General features: G+C 71.6%; 16 protein-coding genes. 3 read left to right on the top strand and 13 right to left on the bottom strand.

The genetic code is table 11. From position 1 onward, the window contains the following. Nucleotides 1-49: 49 nt before the first annotated feature. On the top strand, nt 50-694 hold the full coding sequence (locus AB0B85_RS30345) for a dihydrofolate reductase family protein (protein ID WP_357412652.1): 645 nt from the start codon (nt 50-52) through the stop codon (nt 692-694). A 100-nt stretch (nt 695-794) separates the two neighbouring features. Here AB0B85_RS30345 and AB0B85_RS30340 read toward each other — a convergent pair whose 3' ends face one another. Together AB0B85_RS30340 and AB0B85_RS30335 are read right to left on the bottom strand one after the other, a co-directional pair. After that, a complete protein-coding gene (locus AB0B85_RS30340; protein WP_357412650.1) occupies nt 795-1,622 on the bottom strand; it encodes an ABC transporter permease in 828 nt (275 codons plus the stop codon). Beyond that, nucleotides 1,619-2,599: an ATP-binding cassette domain-containing protein gene (locus AB0B85_RS30335; RefSeq protein ID WP_357412648.1), complete on the bottom strand. Its 981-nt coding sequence runs from the start codon at nt 2,597-2,599 to the stop codon at nt 1,619-1,621. Before AB0B85_RS30335 ends, AB0B85_RS30340 begins: the two co-directional genes overlap by 4 nt. A gap of 276 nt (nt 2,600-2,875) precedes the next feature. Between AB0B85_RS30335 and AB0B85_RS30330 the strand changes: the two genes are divergently transcribed. Both AB0B85_RS30330 and AB0B85_RS30325 read left to right on the top strand, forming a co-directional pair. After that, the gene (locus tag AB0B85_RS30330) at nt 2,876-3,466 is read left to right on the top strand and encodes a dihydrofolate reductase family protein (RefSeq protein WP_357412646.1); all 591 of its coding nucleotides are present in this window, start codon (nt 2,876-2,878) and stop codon (nt 3,464-3,466) included. A 216-nt stretch (nt 3,467-3,682) separates the two neighbouring features. Further along, the gene (locus tag AB0B85_RS30325; protein ID WP_357412643.1) at nt 3,683-4,624 is read left to right on the top strand and encodes a hypothetical protein; all 942 of its coding nucleotides are present in this window, start codon (nt 3,683-3,685) and stop codon (nt 4,622-4,624) included. 112 nt (nt 4,625-4,736) lie between these two features. On the opposite strand, the gene AB0B85_RS30320 is transcribed toward AB0B85_RS30325, so the two are convergent. The 11 genes from AB0B85_RS30320 to AB0B85_RS30270 form a co-directional block, all read right to left on the bottom strand. Continuing rightward, nucleotides 4,737-5,540 carry a methyltransferase domain-containing protein gene (locus AB0B85_RS30320; protein ID WP_357412641.1) on the bottom strand — a complete coding sequence of 268 codons (804 nt, stop codon included), beginning with the start codon at nt 5,538-5,540 and terminating at the stop codon, nt 4,737-4,739. Between the two features lie 30 nt (nt 5,541-5,570). Continuing rightward, nucleotides 5,571-6,341 carry an ABC transporter ATP-binding protein gene (locus AB0B85_RS30315; RefSeq protein ID WP_357412639.1) on the bottom strand — a complete coding sequence of 257 codons (771 nt, stop codon included), beginning with the start codon at nt 6,339-6,341 and terminating at the stop codon, nt 5,571-5,573. Further along, nucleotides 6,341-7,084 carry an ABC transporter ATP-binding protein gene (locus AB0B85_RS30310; RefSeq protein WP_357412637.1) on the bottom strand — a complete coding sequence of 248 codons (744 nt, stop codon included), beginning with the start codon at nt 7,082-7,084 and terminating at the stop codon, nt 6,341-6,343. The genes AB0B85_RS30315 and AB0B85_RS30310 overlap by 1 nt, the downstream gene beginning before the upstream one ends. Beyond that, on the bottom strand, nt 7,081-8,091 hold the full coding sequence (locus AB0B85_RS30305; protein ID WP_357412636.1) for a branched-chain amino acid ABC transporter permease: 1,011 nt from the start codon (nt 8,089-8,091) through the stop codon (nt 7,081-7,083). The genes AB0B85_RS30310 and AB0B85_RS30305 overlap by 4 nt, the downstream gene beginning before the upstream one ends. After that, nucleotides 8,088-8,984 (bottom strand): branched-chain amino acid ABC transporter permease, encoded by an 897-nt coding sequence (locus AB0B85_RS30300; protein WP_357412634.1) that lies wholly within the window; start codon nt 8,982-8,984, stop codon nt 8,088-8,090. The genes AB0B85_RS30305 and AB0B85_RS30300 overlap by 4 nt, the downstream gene beginning before the upstream one ends. Next, nucleotides 8,981-10,174 carry an ABC transporter substrate-binding protein gene (locus tag AB0B85_RS30295; RefSeq protein WP_357412632.1) on the bottom strand — a complete coding sequence of 398 codons (1,194 nt, stop codon included), beginning with the start codon at nt 10,172-10,174 and terminating at the stop codon, nt 8,981-8,983. The genes AB0B85_RS30300 and AB0B85_RS30295 overlap by 4 nt, the downstream gene beginning before the upstream one ends. 49 nt (nt 10,175-10,223) lie before the next feature. Then, entirely contained in the window at nt 10,224-10,628 is a 405-nt protein-coding gene (locus AB0B85_RS30290) for a roadblock/LC7 domain-containing protein (protein ID WP_203174378.1), read from the bottom strand. Between the two features lie 16 nt (nt 10,629-10,644). Continuing rightward, the gene (locus AB0B85_RS30285) at nt 10,645-13,035 is read right to left on the bottom strand and encodes a nitrate- and nitrite sensing domain-containing protein (RefSeq protein ID WP_357412630.1); all 2,391 of its coding nucleotides are present in this window, start codon (nt 13,033-13,035) and stop codon (nt 10,645-10,647) included. A gap of 253 nt (nt 13,036-13,288) precedes the next feature. Further along, complete coding sequence (locus AB0B85_RS30280; RefSeq protein ID WP_357412628.1) at nt 13,289-13,771, bottom strand: helix-turn-helix transcriptional regulator; 483 nt, start codon at nt 13,769-13,771, stop codon at nt 13,289-13,291. Between the two features lie 254 nt (nt 13,772-14,025). Continuing rightward, on the bottom strand, nt 14,026-15,318 hold the full coding sequence (locus tag AB0B85_RS30275; RefSeq protein WP_357412626.1) for a cytochrome P450: 1,293 nt from the start codon (nt 15,316-15,318) through the stop codon (nt 14,026-14,028). Between the two features lie 497 nt (nt 15,319-15,815). Next, complete coding sequence (locus tag AB0B85_RS30270) at nt 15,816-18,170, bottom strand: AbfB domain-containing protein (RefSeq protein ID WP_357412624.1); 2,355 nt, start codon at nt 18,168-18,170, stop codon at nt 15,816-15,818. Between the last annotated feature and the right edge of the window lie 187 nt (nt 18,171-18,357).

Here is an 18,357-nt window from a genome sequence, read left to right as displayed (position 1 = left end):
CTGGCGGGTCCGCCCTCCGGCCGAGCCACACACTCATCGGGAGCAGGGCATGGGTCTGATCCACATCGAACTGTTCGCCACCCTCGACCTGGTCGGGCAGTCACCCGGCGGCCCCGAGGAGGACCCGGAGGGTTTCGCGTTCGGTGGTTGGCAGGCGCCGCTGCTCGACGAGGTCGCCGGGGCGCAGGTCGCCGCCGCGTACGAGGGCACTGACGCCCTGCTGCTCGGCCGGCGGACCTACGACATCTTCGCCGCCTACTGGCCCCACCAGGAGGGCGGCGAGGACAACGCCATCGCCACGCTCTTCAACAGCATCCCGAAGTACGTGGCCTCCCGGGCTACGCCCGACCTTTCCTGGGCCGGGTCCACGCAGCTCGGCCCGGATCTGGCCGGCGCGGTGCGCGAGATCCGTGACCGGCACCAGCACGTCAAGGTCGTCGGGAGCTTGAACCTGGTGCAGACCCTCCTGCGCGAACACCTCTTCGACCGACTCGACCTCTGGGTGCACCCGATCGTGCTCGGCGTCGGCAAGAAGGTGTTCGACGGAGGGGCGGTGCCCACGAACGTCACGCTCCTCGAACCGCCGGTGGCCAGTTCGAAGGGCACCGTCTACCTGCGGTACGGGATTGCCGACGGCACGCCCAGCACGGGAGACATGGCCGCGCCCGACCGAGGTGTCGGGCGCGACGACTGAACGCGGCCTGCGCCACGGGCCCGGCCCGTCGGCGGCTCATCCTCCGGACCGCCATTCGGCCACGGCGTCGGCAGGTCGAGGTGCCGACGCCGTGACCAGGTCAGATCTTCTTGCGGTACGCGCGCAGCGCCAGCGGCATGAACACCGCCACGAAGCCGGCGCACCAGGCGAGGGTCCACCAGACGTGGTTACCGAGTGGGGTGCCCAGGAACAGCCCGCGTACCGACGCCACCAGGTGGGTCATCGGGTTGACGTCCACGAACGCCTGCATCCAGCCCGGCAGGGTGTCGGCGCCGACGAACACGTTGGACGCGAAGCTCAGCGGCATGATCAGCGCGAACATCACACCCTGCACGGCGCCCGCGGTGCGCACCTTCATCGACACGAGCACCGGCAGCCAGCTCAGGCAGAGCGCGAACAGCACCGCGAGCAGACACCCGGCGATCGCCCGGAACGGGTCGGTGTCGATCCGGAAACCCAGCACGTAGCCGATCGCGAGGGTCGACACGGTGACGATCACGTACCGGACGACGTCGCCGAGGACCGCGCCGACAAGTGGTGCCGAGCGGGGGATCGGCAACGACCGGAACCGGTCGAAGATGCCCTTGGCGATGTCGGTGTTGAGGTTGACACCGATCGCGATGGCGCCGGTCGCGATCGTCTGCGCCAGGATGCCGGGCAGCAGGAACTGCAGGTAGTCGTGAGTCGATCCGGCGACGGCGCCGCCGAAGACGTACACGAAGATGATGAGGAAGAGCACCGGCTGCAGGGTGACGTCGATGAGCGCCTCGGGCGTACGCCAGGTCTTGATGAGGCTGCGCTTGGCGAGCGCCAACGAGTGCCGGACCAGCCGGAACGGCCGGGGGTTCGGCGCGGAGTTCGAGAGCGCGCGACTTCTCGTGGGTGCTGTGTCGGTCAGAGTGCTCATACCGCGACCTCCGTGGGGCGGGTGGTGTCGTCGTCGGATGCCGTACGCCCGGTGAGGGTGAAGAACACCTCGTCGAGGCTCGGCAGGTGCAGGGACAGTTCGGTGATCGAGATGCCGGCCGCGGCGAACCGCGCGACGCTCTCGGTCAGGGCCGCGTCGTCGGTGACCGGCACCGCGAGCACGCCCTTGCGGATCTCGTCGGCCTGCCCGCCGGAGCCGACCTGGGTCAGGATCTCCGCGGTACGGGGCAGCTGCGCCGGGTCGGAGGGGCGGACCTCCAGGGTCTGCCCGCCGACCACCCGCTTGAGCCCTTCGGGGGTGTCGTGCGCGATCACCCGGCCGTGGTCGATCACCGTGATCGCGTCGGCGAGCGCGTCGGCCTCCTCCAGGTACTGCGTGGTGAGCAGCACCGTCGAGCCGTTGTCGACAAGCGAACGGACCACGTCCCACATGTCCTCACGCTTGGCCGGGTCGAGCCCGGTCGTCGGCTCGTCCAGGAAGATCACGTCGGGGGAGCCGACGAGGCTGGCGGCCAGGTCCAGCCGTCGCCGCATGCCACCGGAGTAGGTCTTGGCCGGCCGGTTCGCGGCGTTGGTCAGATCGAACCAGTCGAGCAGTTCGGCGGCCCGTCGCCGGGCACCGGTGCGCCCCAACTCCAGCAGCGTGCCGAACAGCTCCAGGTTCTGCCGTCCGGTCAGATCCTCGTCGACCGAGGCGTACTGGCCGGTGAGGCCGATGCTCTGCCGAACGCGCTCGGCGTCCCGGACCACGTCGAAACCGGCGATCCGGGCGGTTCCGCCGTCCGGAACCAGCAGGGTGGAGAGGATGCGGACGGCGGTGGTCTTGCCGGCGCCGTTGGGGCCGAGCACCCCGAGCACCGTCCCCCGGGGCACCGCGAGGTCCACGCCCTGCAGCGCCCTCGTCTTCCCGAATGTCTTCACGAGGCCCTCGGCCTCGATCACCAGGTCAGCTGTCATGCGGACAGCATGCGTGGGCCCGCTGACACCGTCCCGACACGCCACCGACACCGGCTGACACGGTCGGCCGGCCACGGTGTCCGCTGCGCTGCCCGTCAGATCCGACTGTCGGTGCCCGGCGCGAAGATGGGTGCGGCAGGAGCCGGGGTGTCGGATGGGTCGCCCCGCGATGCCCGACTGGGCCGGGCACGGCTGCTGACGAGAAGCAGCGGCCCGATCGACAGTGACCCGGCAACGAACGATGAGGGGGACACGATGGGCCGCACCGTGGTGAGCATGAGCGTGTCGTTGGACGGCTTCGCCGCCGGGCCTGACGTCAGCAGGGAGCACCCGATGGGCGTGGGCGGCGAGCGGTTGCACGAGTGGCTGTTCCGCTCCGGCGAGGACCGCGCCGTGGCGGCCGACGGGGTCACCCCGGCCGGCGTCGACGCCGCCCAGGCACGAGAGCTGCACGCGACGACGGGCGCCGTGGTGATCGGCAAACGGACGTTCGACGTCGGCGTGGACCTGTGGGAGGACACCCCGTTCCCGGTGCCGTGCTTCGTGGTCACCCATCAGTCACGCCAACCGTTGACGATGAAGAGCGACGTCTTCACGTTCGTCGACGACGGCTTGCACAGCGCGCTGCGCCAGGCGCGTCATGTGGCCGGCGACCGCAACGTCCTGATCATGGGCGGGCCCACCACCGTTGGACAGTTCGTCAAGGCCGGGCTGGTGGACGAGATCCGCATCCAACTCGTACCGGTGTTCCTCGGCACCGGCACGCGCCCGTTCGACGATCTCGGCACCGACCACATCGAACTCCAGCGAACCGCGGTGATCGAATCACCACACGTCACCCACCTGCGCTTCCACGTTCCGAAGTGACCACCTGCCGTCCGCCCGGCGCGCACACGGCCGCGCCGGGCGCCGCGGTCGCGATATGCTGGGCCCTGGCAGAGCGCCTGCCTGCGCCCGATGCGGTGGCCCACGCCTGACCGCATGCTGGGCCAAGAGTCTCCGACTCGGCGCGGTTGTGTCGACTCCCGGCGTGCGGTCACGCCGCCTGTTCGGTGGAGTGCGTGGGGCTGCACCGGAGGCATCATGTCTGATCACCACGCACGGCGAACCCCGCACCCCGGTCGGGCCCGCAAGCGCGCCATCCGGGAGTACGCGACCCAGGCCGGCGTCGCCTACTCGGTGGCTGCCCGGCACCTCGATTCGGTCGGGCTGCGCCCCGGCGAAACCCTCTGCGCGTACGGGCGGACGATCTACCCCATCGGATTCGACAGCCACCGTCAGCTGCTCGTCGAACGCCGCGAGCGGCGGTCGTTCGAGCAGCGGGTGTCGGACACGAGGCGAGCGGCGCTTCTGCCCCATGGCCGTGCCCGGCACCTCGTCGAGCGTTTCCCGCCGAGCCGTGGGCGGGCGGGCAGTGGGGTGGGCGCGCTCTACCACGGCAACGGCCGGGAGGAACTGCTCACGATGGTGTACCTCGTGGTCGCGACAGAGTCGCCGGGGCTGCTGCCCGAGGCGGGAGACCTCGCCTGGATCGCGGAGCTGGGCGAGGAGACCGCCCTCGACACGGCCTGCGCCGATGTGGACCGCGAGGCCCGCCGGCTGGTCGAGCAGGAGACGGTGCAGGTCTGGTCGGGCATCGAGAAGACGCTCGGCATCGCGGCACGCAGCGCGGACGGGCAGGTCCGCCAGGAGGCCGCTCGGCAGGCCGCGCTCCTGCGCACGATGATGACGCCGCGCCTGGGATACGCGGGCGAACCGTACGTGGAGGGGCTGCCGATCGTCGGTGCTCGGCAGATCCTCGACGCGCTGCTCATCGTCGCCGACGACGGCCACGCGCCGGGCACCCGGGTGCGCCTGTGTGCCCAGCCGGACAACGCCAGCTCAGCCACGATCGTCGGTGCCAGGTGGGGGTCGTCCGGTCCGCCGGTGGAGTACCTCGTGTGGCTCGACGGAGCGACAGCGCCGCTGGCCGCCCGTCCCGCCGACCTGATCGTCCTGGCTGGCCAGGAAACGGTCCCACGCTGACCCGCGCAGACCGGCCGGGCTCCGCACGGGGAGCCCGGCCGGTGCTCCGTAGAGCTGTCCGGCTCGGCGGGAGAGCTACGGGACAGTTCTCCGTGCGATCGTCTACCTGCTGTCAGCTTGGCAGGCGGCCCCGGGTGGAGACGAAGTGGTACGACATGACGGCGAACCCGGGGTCACGCACCAGCCGCCGGAAGGCGTTCAGTTGCTGGGGTGACAGCCCGGCGGCGAGCAGCTCCGGTTCCAACTGCCGGGAGTTCGTCTCGTAGAGCGACGTTCCGGTCGAACCGCCGGCCCAGCTCTGCGAGTGGGTGATGGTGTCCAGGTCGGTCAGGCCGGCCAGGGCCATCTCGGTGTGCACGTCCTGCGCCCAGCCCAGGTCGGCGCCGTGGTCCTCCAGGACACCCATCATGGCGTCCATCACCTGCGCGAAGAGCTTCGCGGCGTCGTCGGTAGGTGCGGTGAGCACCCGCTGTGGCACTGTGCAGTCGAACTCCTCGACCACCAGCCACCCGCCGGGAGCCAGCGCGCCGGTGAGCGTCCGCAGGACCCGTCGCCGATCGGGAAGGTGCAGCAGCACCAGCCGGGCGTGGACCAGGTCGAACGCGTCCCCGGGCGGCGGTTCGGTCCGCACGTCGTGCCGGCGTACGTGCAGGTTGTCGTCGGCCACGAGGTGGGTGGGGTCGATGTCGGTGGCCAGCACGTGCCCGTGGTCGCCGACCGCGCGGGCGATCCGCCGGGCCATCGAGCCGCCCCCCGCCCCGACCTCCCAGCAGGTCGCACCGGGTCGCAGCACCGGCCGGGCCAGCCGACGTGTGGTGATCGGATCCAGGAAGGACTCCAGGGCGTGCATCTGGGCAACGGCGTCGGGTGCGCCGTTGTCGAACGTGTACGCGCCATCGCTCGTCACGGTTGTCATCGGTGTCTACCTCTCCGAGGGATCAGGTGACTACGGGGTGTCGGCCCAGAGCCGAGGGGCCGCCCGGTTGGGCGGGGGTGGCGGGGTGGCGGCGACGCTCAACATCGCCGCCAGCGGTGCGGGGTCGACGCGGGCCTCGGCCGTCGGTCGGTCGTAGACCACCCGGCCGTACTCCAGCACCGCCACCCGGTCCGCGATCTCGATCGCGTGCTGGAGTTGCTGTTCCACGAGCAGCACCGTCAAGCCGTCGGCGGCGAGACCGTTGACGAGTTCGCGGACCCGCGCCGCCAGGTCGGGCGAGAGGCCCTCACACGGTTCGTCGAGCAGCAGCACCCGCGGTTGGCCGAGCAGCGCGCGGGCTATCGCCAGCATCTGTTGCTCGCCGCCGGAGAGCTCACCACCGCGGTGGCGCAGCCGCACCGCCAACCTCGGCAGCAGGTCGAGGGTGCGGGCCACCGTCCAGCCCTCGCCGCCGGAGGTGCGGGCCCGCCACGGCGCCGCCGCCAGGTGCAGGTGCTCGGCCACTGTCAGCCGGGAGAAGACCCGGCGGCCCTGCGGGACGAGACCGACGCCGGACTGGGCGACGCGGTGTGGTTGCCGGCCGGCCACGTGCACCCCGCCGACCTCGACGTGACCGCTTGAGGCGCGCACCAGCCCGGCGATCGTGTGCACGAGGGTGCTCTTGCCCGCCCCGTTACGGCCCACCACGGCCTGGATGCTGCCGGCCCGCACCCGCAGGCTGACCTCGTGCAACACGGTCCCGCCGCCGTAGCCGGCGCTCAGGCGATCCACTGACAACATCAGGCCACCCCGTCGGCGTAGGCGCGCCGCACCAGCGGCGAGGAACGGATCTCGTCAGGCGTCCCGGCGGCCAGCGTCCGACCGTCGCGCAGCACGGTCACCGTGTCGGACAGGGCGTACACCAGGTCCAGCCGATGGTCGACAAGGAGCACTGCGACCTCCCGGGGCAGCGCCCGGAGCAGCTCGACCAGCCGGCCGACCTCGGCGGCGGACAACCCGGCCGCCGGTTCGTCGAGGAGCAGCAGGCGGGGACGACCAGCAAGGGCCATCGCGATCTCCAACTGGCGTCGCTGCCCGTGGGCGAGGTGCCCGGCGGGCACCGCCGCGACGTCGGCGAGGCCCAGCTGGCCCAGCAGTGTGCCCGCCCGGTGGTGCGCGACGCGGCGACGTCCGTCCGCCCACCAGCGGCGCTTCGCGATGACCCGCGGCAACGCCGCGACCACGACATTCTCCGTGGCGGTCAGTGTCGCGAAGACCGCCGGACGTTGGTGGATGCGGTTGATGCCTCGTCGGGCGCGGGCCGCCGGCCCGAGCCGACCGACGTCCTGCCCGGCGAAACGCACGGTGCCGTGCTGCGGTCTCGTGGACCCGCCGATCACGTTGAGCAGGGTTGTCTTGCCGGCACCGTTCGGGCCGATCAGGGCGTGCCGCTGGCCGTCGTGGACGCACAGGTCCACGCCGTCCAGCGCGGCGAGCGATCCGTACCGCACGCTGATGCCTTCGGCGCTGAGCAGGCAGGTCATCGGCGCAGCTCCGGTACGGCGGCCCGCTCGGCGGCGGCAGGCTGGTGCGACCGGACCGCCGGCGGACGCAGCCGACCCCGGGCCCGGTTGACACCGCTGGGCAGCAGGTAGACCGTCGCTATGAACAGCAGTCCCAACACCAGCGGCGCGTGCCCCGGCAGCACCCCGAACAACCAGTCCCGCACGGCGATCACCAGCGCCGCGCCGACCAGGGCGCCACCGACCGAGGAGGTGCCACCGATGACGACGCCGAGCAGCAGCAGCGCTGAGGTGTCGAAACCGAAGTCGGCGGGGGAGATGTACTGCTGGGCGACGACCAGGAGCGAACCGGCCGCCCCGGCGATCGCCCCCGCGGCGATGTGCGCCCCGGAGACGTGCAGCGGCATCCGGTGGCCGCTGGCCCGCAACCGCGTCTCGTCGTCCCGGCCGGCGCGCAGCAGCAGCCCGGCCCGGGTACGCAGCAGCACCAGCAGCGCACCGACAAGCGTCGCCACGACGACCAGGGCGTACAGGTAACGCGCCTGGTCGCTGGCGAGCGGCGGGAGCCCCCAGAACGGGCGGATCGCGGAGCTGCCGGCCAACCCGTCAGTGCCGCCGGTCACCGACCGCCAGCGACCGAGGACTGTGACGACAAGTTCACCGATGGCCAGGGTGATCATCAGGACGATCACCCCCCGGGCGTGCACGACCAGGGGCACGGTGAGTGCGGCCAGCGCCGCCCCGGCGGCCGCCGCGACGGCGAGCTGCACGACGCCGACGTCGGAGATCCGGCTGCCGAGCACGGCGCAGGCGTAGGCGCCCGCCGCGTACGGCGCGGTCTGCCCGAGCGTCGGCAGCCCGGCGACACCGGTGAGCACTGCCACGCTCACCCCGACCAGGGCCAACGCCAACGTCCGGGCGAGGAGCGCGGTGGTGTAGTCGTCGACCGCCCAGGGCGCCACGACTAGGCCGGCCAGGACGAGCGCCGCGACCGCGCCGCGCGCCCGCCGAACCACCTCGTCCCTCATGCCGCCCGCCAGCGGCCGGCGATGCCTCGGGCCCGCACGGCAAGCACCGCCGCCATCGCCGCGAACAGCAGAAACGGCGCGGTGGACGGCAGCAGCGCCACGCCCAGCGTCTGGATCTCGCCGATCGCGAGCGCCGCCAGCAGGGTGCCTCCCATGGACCCGAGACCACCCAGGACGACCACGACCAGGGACAACAGCAGCACGGTGTCGGCGCTGTCCGTGCCGGGGCCGATGATGGGCGCGCCCAGGACCCCGGCCGCGCCGGCCAGCGCGCCGGCGGCGGCGAGCACCCCGGCGCGGATCCGCGCCGGGCTCACCCCCAGGCAGGCGACCATCTCCGGGTCGTCGACGGCCGCGCGGACGAGCATCCCGGCCCTGGTCCGCCGCACCACGAGGTGGAGCACGGCCGCGAGCACCGCCGCGACGACGATGAACACCAGCCGGTACGCGGCGTAGCGGTGCCCGGCGACCACCACCGACCCCTCCAGGACGGCCGGCACCCGAACCTGCGGATCGTCGGCGCCGAAACCGGCGACGAGCAGGCTGCCGCCGGCCAGTGCCACACCGAACGTCAACAGCGCCTGACCGAGGTGGTTGCCGGTGGCGACCGGGGTGAGCAGGCCGGCCAGCAGCGCACCCGCCGCGGCGGCGGCCAGCACACCGACGACAAGCGCCAACGCCAGGCTGGCCCAGCCACCGTCGAGGACCGCCGCGGCGGTGTAGCCGCCGATCGCGTAGAGCAGGCCGTGCGCCAGATTGAGGATGTTGGCGACGCCGAAGCAGAACACCAGGCCCGCCGCGGCGACGAACACGAGCAGCCCGTAGGCGACCCCGTCCAGCGCCGGGATCAGGTACGGGTCGATCCGGTTCAGGCCGGCCGCCACAGCGGTCACCGGCCGACGGTCGCGAGGTCACCCACGACGGTGTTGGACAGCGCGCGACCGTCCTGGCGGACCTGCCGCAGATACCACTTCTGCACCGGGGAGTGCGTGGTGGTGGAGAACTGCCAGGTGCCACGCGGACTGGCGATCTGGCCCAGCTGACCGATCGCCGTGTTGATGGCCTCCGGAGTCGGGTTGCTGCCGGCGGCGCCGACCGCCCGGTCCAGCACGGCCGCCGCGTCGTACGAGGCGAGCGCGTAGGTCGTCGGGGACCCGTCGTGCTTGGCCTTCCACGCCGCCACGAAGGCACGGTTCTCCGCGTTGTCCAGGTCGGACGAGTAGTTGAGCACCGAGTAGATGTCCCGGGCCGCCTCGCCCTGCGCGTTGAGCACGCCGCCCTCGGTGAGGAACCCGGCCGCGTACAACGGGACGTCCTTGATCTCGGACTGCGCGTACTGCTTGACGAAGTCGACGGCGGCGCTGCCGGCGTAGAACGTGTAGACGGCCGCCGCGCCGGAGGCCTTGATCCGGGCGAAGTACGGGGTGAAGTTGGTGGTGGCCGGGAACGGGGTGAAGGTGGTCTTGCCGTCGGCGTTCGCGAGTTTTCCGCCGATCTTGCCGAACGCGTCGGTGAACCCTCGCAGCTCGTCCCAGCCACCCTGGTAGTCCGGGCCGATCGCGTACACCGAGCCCCGCACGTTGTCGCGCACGTGTTGGGCGATCGCCGCCCCGGGTTCGTCGGAGAGGTACGAGGTGTGCCAGACCCGGGAGACGTCCTTGAGTTCCGGTCGCCCGTTCGAACCGACGAGCGGCACCTTGGTCTCCGCCAGCAGCGGGGTGACCCCGGCGACGGAACCACCACCGACGATGCCGGTGAGCGCGGACACCCGGTCCTGCTTGAGCAGTTTCGTCGCCGCCGGGACCGCGGTCTGGGCGCCGTTGCCCTCGTCGGCGATGACGAGGTCGACCTGCCGACCGCCGAGTTTGCCGTCGTGGGTGTCCAGGTAGAGCTGGAAGCCGTCGCGGATCTCCGTACCGACCGCCTGGTACGTCCCGGACAGCGAGGCGAGCAGGCCGATCTTTATCGAGCCGCTGGCGCTCGGGCCCGGCGCGTCGTCGCCACAGGCCGCGCTGGCGGTGAGGACGACAGCCAGCAGGGTGGCGGTGAGGGCATGGCTGCGCCCAGGGGTGAGGTGAGGCATGTCTGAACTCCAGGGGAAGTGGGTCTCCGGCGTGGGGGCGCCGGAGTGGTCAGCGGCTGCGGGCGAGTGCCGCCCGGGCCGCGGGGGTGAGAGCGTCTCCGATGCGGTTGGCCAGCTCGGTCATCTCGTAGGAGACCTTGCCCACGTCGCACTCGGGTGCGGCGAGCACCAGCAGCGAGGCGCCGTCGTTGAAGGCCATCGAGAACATGAACCCGCCCTCGAGCTGCGTGACGTTCGAGATCACCGCGCCGGCGTCGAAGAAGGCCGCCGCTCCGCGCAGCAGGCTGACCAGTCCGCTGCCCGTCGCGGCCAACTGGTCGGCCCGGTCCGGGGGCAGGTCCCGGGTGGCGGCCACCATCAGGCCGTCACTGGAGATGGCGATCGCATGGCTGACCTCGGTCGCCCGCGCGGCGAAGCTGTCCAGCAGCCAGCCGAGGTCCTGTTGGTCGCTCACGTGCGCTCCTGTCGCGTCATTTGTTGCCGAGGTTGATCGGGGTACGCCGCCGGTTCGCCACCCCCCGCGCGTACGCGGCCATCGCCGTCGCCACCTGGGCCGGGTCGCGGTACTCGGACCGCTGCTGCTGGCGGGGCACGCTCACGCCGCCGGGCACCAGATGCCGTTGCGGCTCCCGTTTGGGCAGGCCGGACGGGGTGGTCGTGGTGACGTCGGGGGTGTTCACCTGGGCGGCGGTGTGCCAGGCGTCGTCGGCGGGGCTGGCCCACTCCCGGTCGTCGGTGCCGTCGGCGGCGTCCGTCTGGAACCAGTGGTTGACCTGTTCGAAGATGAGCAACTCCTCGGTGGGCGCGTCACCCCGGTCCGGGGGTGGCGGAGTTGGCCGGAACACCGGCGCCGCCGGCAGGGTCCGTTCGGCCGGGGGACGGCCGGCGGTGGGCTCGGGACGCGGCTGGTACGACGGCGGCGGGCTGGCCGTGCGCGCCGCCCGGCGGGAGAGGCGGCCGGGTGCGAGCAGGTACTCCTCCGGCGGCAGCGACCGGATGATGGTCGCGGGCAGCGTCGCCTCGGCGAGGGTGCCGCGTCGGGGGCCGCGGCGCAGTTGGACGGTGGCCCCCAGCCGGGCCGCGAGCTGGCCCACGACGACGAGGCCCATCGCCCGGACGGCCGCCACGTCGGTGGCCGGAGGTTGGGCCAGGAGTTCGTTGAGCTGCTGCATCCGCTGCGGGGACAACCCCATGCCCTCGTCGCTGATCTGGACGATGACGCGGTCACCGAGGCTTCGACCGCTCACCCAGGTCTCGCTGCCGGGCGGCGAGTACGTGGTGGCGTTGTCCATGAGTTCGGCGAGCAGGTGCACGACCTCGTCGACGGTCTTCGCGGCCACCGCGACGTCCCCGTCGATCATGCCGAGCCGGATCCGCGAGTAGTGCTCGATCTGGGACAGCGCCGCCTGGAGCACCTGTTGCAGCGGGACGTCGCGCTGGCGTACCCGACCGACACCGACGCCGCCGAGCACGAGCAGGCTCGCGTTGATGCGTCCCATCCGGGTGGCCAGGTTGTCCAACGTGTACAGCTGGTGCAGCCGGTCGGGGTCGGTCTCGTCCCGTTCGACCAGGTCGACCTGGGCCAGTACGGCGTCGACGAGTCGCTGTTCGCGGCGGCTGAGGTGGATGAAGATGTCGGCGGTGTTGGCGCGCATGACGGCCTGCTCGGCGGCCGTCCGCACGGCGGCCTGGTGGACCGCGCTGAACGCCTGGCCCAGCTCGCCGATCTCGTCGTCGCTCGACGGTTCGAGGGCGGCGGAGGCCTGTTGGCGGGCCAACTGGTGCGGGTCGACGGCGGCGCTACCAGGCTGCTGGAGCTGGGCCACCACGGCGGGGAGCTGTTCGAACGCCACGGCGTTCGCCGCGTCCCGTAGCGCCCGCAGCCGCCGGGTGATCTGCCGGGCGACGGCCCAGGTCACCAGGGCGGTGAGCAGCAGTGCCAGCAGGACGCCGACCGCCTCGGCAACGGCCCGGCGGCGCTGGTCGGCGTGCGCCGCCCGGACGTCGTCACCGACCGCGGCGTCGACCCGGGCGCGCAGGTCGGCCAGGCGGGCGGCCCGCGCCTGGGTGGTGGACACCCAGCCGGCGGTCTCCAGGTGCAGTGGCGATCCGGGCTGGGCTCGCGACACCTCGTCCTGCATCCGTTGCAGGGCGAGCGCCTCCGGGCCGGTGCCGGCCTGTTCCCACCAGACGCTCCACGCGGGCGGAGCCAGTGCCAGGAACGACAGGCTCGACTCGGTGTAGCTGGTCCGGGCCGCGGTGATGTCCTGTTGCATGGCGGGGGTGAGTTCGCCGCCAGCGATCGCCCGCAGCACGGCGACCTGCTGTTGACCGATCGCCTCGGCCGTCTTCGACAGGGCCGCCGAGGCGCGGATCCCGTCGGCGAGTTCGGCGTCGACCACGCCGTGTGAGATGTTCTCCCGGAGGCTGATCAGGTCGGCGATCGCGATCCGGTAGCTGAAGGTCATCGCGGACACCGAGGCGTGCGCCGCCGTGCGTACCTGGGTGCGCAGCGGGGCGAGGCTGTCCAGGGCCGCGTCGATGCGGTGCAGGAGGTCGCGGTTGGTGCCGGCGTCGGGGGAGAGCCGGTCCCGCTGGGCGCGGTAGCGCGCCACGACGTCGTCGGTGGCCGCCAGCTCCACGCCGAAGGTGTCCTGCTGTTCCGCGGTGGGGTAGGTGAGCAGGTCGGCGGCGGCGATGCGTTCGCGTTGCAGCCGGTAGGCCAGGTCACCGGCCGCCGCACCGACCTGTGCCAGGGCCCGGAGGTCGCTGGCGCGCGCGGTCTGGCGGGCGCTCTCGGTGAGCGCGAGGCCAGCGAAGCCGATCACGGCCACGAGTGGTGCCGCGACGATGAGGCGCATCCGCCCGGCTATCTTCCAGCCGCGTCGGCGGGTCGGGTAGGGTCTGGCCGCGTGGGACCGGGTGCTCGACGCCAAGATTGACTCCCACGACTCGTCGATGACGGTCTATCCGCACGTTGCCGAATGCAAGTCCCATTCGGCCGGAAGCCGCGCTCGTAGACCAGACCTGGCCGTGGTACAAACTGCCCGTACCAGCATCTGTACCCAACGTCAGCGGCCGGTGACACCGCGAGACCGAGTTGGAGCGGTGTGATCAGCGCTGGTCGTCGAGGGGGTTGCTCCGTGGCTGTCGCCGCTGCGCGTCGTCCGGCTCGGGTGCACCGTTGAGCACCTGACCGATCAGCTCACGCAGCTCGTCGATGGCGTCCACCACGGCGCCCGGGTCACGCGCGTCGCGCCGGGCGCGCTGGCGCGGCACCGGCTGATCTCGCCGAACCGGTCCCGGGGCGCGGGGGCCGCGGCGGCCGTCGGCGGCCAACTGCTCGGCGGCCACCTGCGGCCACAGCTCCGCGAGCCGACCGCCGGTGCCGAGTACGTCGTCGCAGCGCAGCGCGAACTCGTGACTGCCGAACCGGCGACCCGACTCGACCGCTGCCACCGTCTCCCGGCTGAACCGCACCAGATCCGCGAGGGCCCGTTGGGTCAGGCCCCGGCGAACCCGGCAGGTGCGCAGTTCCCAGCGGAACCGTTCGCTGGCCGCAGTGGGAGCAGAACTCGACGGGGACGTGTGCTCCATGCGCTCACCTTCGTGGCTACGGGGAATCAGCAGCGGACGCCAGATCGAAATTCGCCGATGAGCCGAACATTCATAGAGGGCAATTCTTAACCCAGGACGCGATGGGTGTGAAGACGTTCACCGACATGAATCGTCGGGCGAAGCGGAAAGGTGCGTCCCGGGGTCGAGCGGCGCCGGGTGGGGCGGGCGGCGTCGCGTGGCCCGCACTCGTCCCGCGCGCCGGTGAACCTGCTGTCGCACGCGCACGCGCACGCTCAGGCGGCGGCCGCATCGGTGGCCGCCGCACCGCTCGTCGCCGACGCCTCGGCGGGCGCCACCGAATCGATTACCGCGAGCAGTGTGTCGTGGGCGCGAAACGCGACATTCGGCTTGTACGAGCGCTGTTGCGCAGTCGCCAGGCGCAGACCGGGAATGGCTTCGGTGAGTCTGGTTATGGTGATCTCGGCCTCCAGTCGCGCCAATCCCGCGCCGATGCAGAAATGTGGGCCGTGGCCGAACGACAGGTGGTTGCCCACGTCCGCCCGCCCGGGAGTGAACTGGTCCGGATGGGCGAAGACCGCGGGGTCGCGGTTCGCCGCCCCGATCAGCAGCAGGCAGCGTGCCCCGGCGGGAATCGTCACGGTGCCCACCGTGACGTCCCGGCTGGTCACCCGGAGCCAGCCGTCGATGGCGGGCGCGAACCGCAGGGTCTCGGCCACGAAGGCGCCCACGGCCCCCCGGTCGGCGGTGAGGGCCGACCAGTGCCGGGGGTTGGACAGCGCCTGGTCGAGGGCGTGCGCGAGCAGGCCGGCGGTGGTCTCGTGCCCGGCGACCAGGAGGTTGAAGGCCAGGCTCGCCACCTCGGGCACGCTCAGCACCGCGTCGTCGTCGTCCCGGTAGGTAAGGGCGCGGCCGATGAAGTCGTCGCCCGGTTGGCCGCCGTCGACGCGCTGATCGACCAGTTCCTCGCAGTAGTGCCAGAAGTCGAGCAGGCCCTGCGCGAGGCGTACCTGCTCGGCCGGGTCCGGCTGCCCCCAGACGAGGGCGATCTGGCCGTCCGCCCAGCTCCGGATCCGCGCGATGTCGGCGTCGGGCACGCCGAGGATGTCCAGGACCACCAGCAGGGGTAGCTCGGTGGCGAGCTCCGGGATCAGGTCGACCCGCTCGCCCCGACGGGCGGCGAGCCGGGAGACCAGCTGATCGACCCGCCGCCGGACGATCGCGCCGTACTCGGTCTCGACCCGCTCGGCGGTGTTCGCGAAGGTCGCCCGCAGGGCCCGGCGGGTGCGGTGGTGCACCGGTGGGTCCGCGGCAGCCGTCGTGGGTGGCGCGTCGAGCCGCATGAGCACGCTCATCGCCTCGGGGCACACCTGGTAGACCGGGGCGAGGGTGAGGGCGTTCGTGAACGTCGTGGCGTCGGCGAGGGCACGACGTACGTCGGCGTGCCTGCTGATCAACCACAGGCCCAGATCCTCGGCGTAGTGCACCTCGCCGGGGTCGTCGAGAATGTGTCGCCACGTGCGTGCTGGATCGGTGAGATAAACCCCGGCGAACGGATTCAACAGCATGGGACGCCTCCTGGTGAACGCGGCGCGAAAACCGGCAGCGCCTTCATTCGGCGATCCACGTCAGTCGGGCCGATAATGGCGCGCATCTGCCTCTGGCTCTTTACGGTGCGCTGACTGGCTGCGCAAGTCAAGATTGGCCGGCATCTATTTACCGACGGGTAATATCTGCGTGTTGCAATGCATGGTTGGGGTTGGCCGAATGCAACTTGCGGCTCGGTCCTTGCCACCGGTCAGGGCCGGTTGGCGGACCGTCCGGGATCGGCGGCAACGAGACGATCAGGGACGGCTGCCGCGCGGACAACCGACCACTACCGATGGTGCAACCGATTCGCCGCTCTCCCTCATGACCGGAGAAACGACCTCCGGGACGGCAGGTGACGCCGGTCTCGGGCCGCCGGCCCGTACGCCGTGCCGGTGGCCCGCGCGTCGCGGGAGGCGCTCAGCCAGGCCGGAGCCTCCCGCGACGTCCTACCGCGACCCGGTGGCCACGGCCGGGGTCAGGGCGCCCACGGGGCGGCGATCGCCCAGGTGCTGTCGGCGGCCCACCATGCCGGTGTGTTGTACGCGTCGCCGCCGGTGCCGTTGCTGAGCCAGATCTCCGAGTTGTAGTGCCGCAGGTACCTGCCCCGGAAGTTGTACGACTCCAGCGACACCCCGGTGCCGGTCAGTCCGACGCGCGCGCACCAGGTGGCGTCGGCGCGCAGCAGCGCCGAGCCGTCGTCCGGCGAGTTGCGCACCCGGGAGTTCTGGTGCCGCAGGTACTGCCCCGGGAAGTTGACCGACTCGAACGAGTAGCAACCGGCGTCGGCCAGCCCGGGCCGGATCGTGTACGTGGCGTCGGCCTTGAGCAGGCTGGAGCTCGCGGCGTCCACCACGTCGGTGTAGGCCAGGCTGTCCCGGTGGCGCAGGAACCGGTTGGTGTAGCCGGGTGTCGTCACCTGCAACGACCGTCGATTGTTCACCGGTAGGGCGACGGGAGCCGAACTGCCGATGGTCTTCGAGGCGTTGATCAGGGCGGTGTTGGCGGCCCGGACCCGCGCCTGATCCATCTTGGTCACCTGCCGGTCGTACGTGAGGAAGCCGTTCAGCTCGCCCTCCAGGTCGGTGATCTCGGTGTAGATCGAGGCGCTGAGCCCCTTGCCGAGCATCAGGTTCTGGCTGCCCTGCACCAGCCCCACGTACCGGTCGGTGAGCGCGTTCGAGCTGGTCTGCCACTCGTAGGCGAAGAAGCTGCCATTCGGGCTGTACTCGTGGCCCGGGGTGTGCAGGCCCAGGCCGCCGAACTCGCCGAGCACGGCGATCCGGGTGCTGGACGGCACGGGGGAGTCCGGCCCGAGGTAGACATGCCAGTCGTCGATGTCGCCGTTGCCGGGGTCGCCGAGGGACTGGCAGCAGTTGTGGCCGCTGTGCGGATTGACCAGGCGCGTCGGGTCCTGGTTCTTGATGTTCTGCGCGACCCGGCGGGTGTCGGTGAGGGACCGCTCGCCCCAGCCCTCGTTGTACGGCGTGTACGCGATCACGGCGGGGGAGCTGCGGTGCTCGTCGACGATCTCGCGTGCCTCGGCCTCGAACTGCGCCTGTTGGGCGTCGGTGGGGTTGACGTCCTGCGCGGTGAGCGACGGGATGTCCTGCCAGACCAGCAGGCCGAGGCGGTCCGCGTGGTAGAACCAGCGCTGCGGCTCGACCTTGATGTGCTTGCGCACCATGTTGAAGCCGAGGTCCTTGTGCTTCTGCAGGTCGAAGGCGAGGGCGGCGTCGGTCGGCGCGGTGTAGAGCCCGTCCGGCCAGAAGCCCTGGTCGAGGGTGCCGACCTGGAACACGAACTGTCCGTTGAGCTTGGGGCGCAACACACCGTCGACCAGGCCGGTGGTGATCTCCCGCATGCCGAAGTAGTGCGTCGTCCGGTCCACCGTGGCGCCCCCGGCGTTGCGCAGGGACACTCGCAGGTTGTAGAGGAACGGGTCGTCGGGCGACCAGCGGCGGGCGTTCGGGACCGGAACGCTGAACTCGGTGAAACCGCCGGTGGCCGAGCCGACCAGTGTGGTTCCGTCAAGCGCCTCGGCGAGCACGCGGTGGCCGCCCACGTCGCCGCGGGTGGACACCCGGACCCGCAGGGTGTTGGTGCTCAGGTTCGGAGAGACGTCCACCCTGCTGATCGAGGCGGCGGGGACTGGCTCCAACCACACCGTCTGCCAGATGCCGGAGCTGGGGGTGTAGAAGATCCCGCCCGGCGTCTTGGTCTGCTTGCCGATGGCGGGCAGGCTGCCGTTCTGCCGGGTGTCGGTGGGATCCCAGACCTTGACGACGATCTCGTTCAGCCCGGCGCGCAGCTGGGGTGTCACGTCGAAGGTGAAGGCGTCGTAGCCGCCGGTGTGCGCGCCGACCCGGACGCCGTTGACCCAGACGGTGCTCTGCCAGTCGACGGCGCCGAAGTGCAGCAGGGTCCGCCGTCCCGACCAGTTGGCCGGGACGGTGACGGTGCGCCGGTAGAACAGGTAGTTGCGGTTGTCGTTGGCGGCTCGCTGGATGCCGGAGAGCGCACTCTCCACCGGGAAGGGCACGTTTACCCGCTCGGGCAGGTTGGCGCCGAACTGCGGGGCGTCGTCGGTGGACGACTGGCGTAGCTGCCACTCGCCGTTGAGGTTGAGCCAGTCCGGTCGCGTCATCTGGGGGCGCGGGTACTCGGGCAGGGGTGTGCCGACCAGAGCCTGGCTGGTCCACGGGGTGGTCAGTGGCGGCGTCTTGGCCGGTGCGGCGTGCGCCGGCCGGGCTGGCGCGGCGAGCACGCCGACGACCAGGGCGAGGATGAGCAGCAGCGGCAGGGCGGGGCGGATGGGGACCTGACGTGTCATGCCGGCTCCGAGGGACGAGTCGCCGCGGGCGGTGCAGCCAGGCCCGAAGCGCGTGGGTGGGGGCATCGGGTGGTCACCGACGGATGTTTGAAATCGACGAACATCATTGCTTGTACAACGTTATAGAGCCCTGCTGGTCCTGCCGTCAACGCCTGCTCGCCGGCGGATCGGCGAACGAGCGGGCGAC

Source organism: Micromonospora sp. NPDC049044 (assembly GCF_040649215.1).
Classification (GTDB): Bacteria; Actinomycetota; Actinomycetes; order Mycobacteriales; family Micromonosporaceae; genus Micromonospora.
The sequence above is the reverse complement of the archived record's forward strand: the minus strand, read 5'-3'. Positions and strand labels throughout refer to the sequence as shown.

Bases quoted from the DNA above. Each gene is read 5' to 3' on its own strand.
- AB0B85_RS30325 (WP_357412643.1), top strand. From the start codon at position 3,683: ATGTCTGATCACCACGCACGGCGAACCCCGCACCCCGGTCGGGCCCGC.
- AB0B85_RS30340 (WP_357412650.1), bottom strand. From the start codon at position 1,622: ATGAGCACTCTGACCGACACAGCACCCACGAGAAGTCGCGCGCTCTCG.
- AB0B85_RS30305 (WP_357412636.1), bottom strand. From the start codon at position 8,091: ATGAGGGACGAGGTGGTTCGGCGGGCGCGCGGCGCGGTCGCGGCGCTC.
- AB0B85_RS30270 (WP_357412624.1), bottom strand. From the start codon at position 18,170: ATGACACGTCAGGTCCCCATCCGCCCCGCCCTGCCGCTGCTGCTCATC.
- AB0B85_RS30285 (WP_357412630.1), bottom strand. From the start codon at position 13,035: ATGCGCCTCATCGTCGCGGCACCACTCGTGGCCGTGATCGGCTTCGCT.
- AB0B85_RS30280 (WP_357412628.1), bottom strand. From the start codon at position 13,771: ATGGAGCACACGTCCCCGTCGAGTTCTGCTCCCACTGCGGCCAGCGAA.
- AB0B85_RS30295 (WP_357412632.1), bottom strand. From the start codon at position 10,174: ATGCCTCACCTCACCCCTGGGCGCAGCCATGCCCTCACCGCCACCCTG.
- AB0B85_RS30345 (WP_357412652.1), top strand. From the start codon at position 50: ATGGGTCTGATCCACATCGAACTGTTCGCCACCCTCGACCTGGTCGGG.
- AB0B85_RS30320 (WP_357412641.1), bottom strand. From the start codon at position 5,540: ATGACAACCGTGACGAGCGATGGCGCGTACACGTTCGACAACGGCGCA.
- AB0B85_RS30315 (WP_357412639.1), bottom strand. From the start codon at position 6,341: ATGTTGTCAGTGGATCGCCTGAGCGCCGGCTACGGCGGCGGGACCGTG.
- AB0B85_RS30310 (WP_357412637.1), bottom strand. From the start codon at position 7,084: ATGACCTGCCTGCTCAGCGCCGAAGGCATCAGCGTGCGGTACGGATCG.
- AB0B85_RS30335 (WP_357412648.1), bottom strand. From the start codon at position 2,599: ATGACAGCTGACCTGGTGATCGAGGCCGAGGGCCTCGTGAAGACATTC.
- AB0B85_RS30330 (WP_357412646.1), top strand. From the start codon at position 2,876: ATGAGCGTGTCGTTGGACGGCTTCGCCGCCGGGCCTGACGTCAGCAGG.
- AB0B85_RS30275 (WP_357412626.1), bottom strand. From the start codon at position 15,318: ATGCTGTTGAATCCGTTCGCCGGGGTTTATCTCACCGATCCAGCACGC.